The organism is Candidatus Cloacimonadaceae bacterium, assembly GCA_030693415.1.
Classification (GTDB): domain Bacteria; phylum Cloacimonadota; class Cloacimonadia; order Cloacimonadales; family Cloacimonadaceae; genus JAUYAR01.
This window is the reverse complement of the sequence record JAUYAR010000072.1, coordinates 1-2,092: the sequence shown is the minus strand read 5'-3', so window position 1 is coordinate 2,092 and position 2,092 is coordinate 1. Positions and strand designations below refer to the sequence as shown.

Genomic DNA, 2,092 nt, shown 5'->3' with positions numbered 1-2,092 from the left:
CAGGATACCCTTGATTACTTTTCTGCCGATCTTGGGGACGTTCTTGCGGGAGATAACCACATAGACATAATTCCTCAGATCGACCACTTCAATGGATGCCAGGGCTTCAAGGTAGATATAGACCCACTGTCTTGATCTGCCGACTGCTTGGGCGATGTCCCGGATGGACTTGTACTTGCCCTGCTCCAGGACATCGAGCAGTTGATGGGCTGCACCTGGGTCGAAGGTCCAGCCCTTATAGTGTTGATAACCGATCTGAGCATTATAACGGTTCGCCCGGGCATAGATACGCTCGGACTGGCTGATCAGCTTGATGCGCTTTTCCGATAGCAACGTCTCCAGGATAGGTTCTATCTCATCAGATGTTCTCTGGATCAAGGCTGCCATTGTCTCTGCCGAGAAGGGCTTGTTATAGTGGTCAATGAAGTTTTCCACCAGTTCCAGGATGCTCATAGTACCGCTCTGAAGTTGATCTGCGAGAGTGGGAGGTCGGGTTGCTTACTGATCGCCATCTCTAAGGTATGCATGAGCTTGATCGCCTTACGCAGGTTACCCGCGCACTGGTGATAGATGATCTCTACCATCTCAGGACTGACCTTGACCTCCATCACCTGCGTGGCGATGGCTTTAATATCGGACTTGGTCAGGGAACTGAACTCGCAGAAGCTGTTACATCTATCAAAGTAGTACTCATTGATCATGTTCAGCTTATCCTTGGCATTCTGCATCCCGACCAGGATCACCACCGTCAGGGTCTCATCCACGATATCACGTATAGCACCGAGTAACTGGGGAAGCCGGAAGGCATAGTCGATCTCATCGATTACGATGATGGTATCTTCATGATCCTCCAAGACCTGCAGGCAGGCTTTGAACAGGTTATTGGCAGTTCCCACCGGGATGTATTCTCCGAGATGGAAGCGTCGGTAGAGTGAGGTCAGCAGCTGCACTGCGAAGGACTTGGGTGTGGTGGTTGCCTCCAGCCGGATATAGATATAGCCGTTACTGAAAGCCATGCGGTTGGCATAGTTGGTCTTGCCGAGTCCGGGTTTCCCATAGATCAGTCCCAGTCCCACCATCTCGAGCTTAGGGCGGTTGAGCAGGAACTTGATCGTGGCATCGGCTTTGAGGACGTTGCTGGTTTTGATCAGTTGACCTTGTTTCATCTTATCTCCTTACTGCTTGTTTGATGCCGATGAAGTCGCACATCTCTTTGAAACTGTCGTTGAGGGCGATACCGGAATCGAAGGGTTGATCCTCGTTATCTGGTATATCAGTTATCTCTTTAATATCTTGAACTGGCACTTCAGGTTCCGGTTTATCCTCCAGAAGCTGGGTTACCTGATGCTCCAGGTTAGCGATGAACTGCTCCGGACCCGGCTCAGGTGCTTCAAGGGCAGGCGGTTGGATAAAGGTGGGATTCGCACTGGCAGCTATTAACCGCTGATAAGGATCAAGCAGGGCATCGACCGTCTCCTGGTTCTTTCTCACGAAGATCTTGGAGCGTTGTTCAGTGTTTCGCTGCAGCTTCTTGATATAGGTGTATTCTTGCTTGAGAGCTTTATGTGCCATGGGCTGATCCATCGCCAGCTTGATGAAGGGATGCTGAGTCTGCCGCAATTCTGCTTGGCAGATGAATACGTCTTTGGTATCATAGACCAGTATCCATCTCGCATCAGCCAGATCGTAGCGGAAGATCACCGGCTTGCCGATCAGGTCGATCAAGGCAGGATGCCAGTAGCGGAGCTTGTTGAAGACGATGCCGTCATTACGGACTGCCTTGCGTTCGGCACTCAGCATCATGAAGTTCAGCTTCCCGGGTTGCACCAGTCTGTCTGAAGGCAGAGGAGCAGAACTGAATACCTGCCAGGGTGTCTTGCCACCCAGACCACCATGCGGTGTTTCGCCATATACGTATCTGACATAGAAGCCGATCATCTGCATCGCTTCCTCGATGGTCGGTGGGACTGATTTATACAGCTTCTGAGCCCACTTCTCGTTACGCATCAGGGGAGCAGGTTTGTTATCAATACAAGACCCCCGGAAAGATGAGATGAACCGTTCGAACTGCTCCTGGAAGGTCTTGAAGAAC

The 2,092-nt window shown here is 51.1% G+C and carries 3 protein-coding genes; all 3 read right to left on the bottom strand.

Features of this window, described 5'->3' with window-relative positions; genetic code table 11:
* Positions 1-453 (bottom strand): hypothetical protein (locus Q8M98_04540; protein ID MDP3114028.1); only part of this gene is annotated, 453 nt, incomplete at its 3' end.
* Positions 450-1,166 (bottom strand): ATP-binding protein, encoded by a 717-nt coding sequence (locus Q8M98_04535; protein ID MDP3114027.1) that lies wholly within the window; start codon positions 1,164-1,166, stop codon positions 450-452. The genes Q8M98_04540 and Q8M98_04535, both read right to left, overlap by 4 nt.
* Position 1,167: 1 nt before the next feature.
* A partial coding sequence (locus Q8M98_04530) for a Mu transposase C-terminal domain-containing protein (protein ID MDP3114026.1) occupies positions 1,168-2,092 on the bottom strand: 925 nt, incomplete at its 5' end.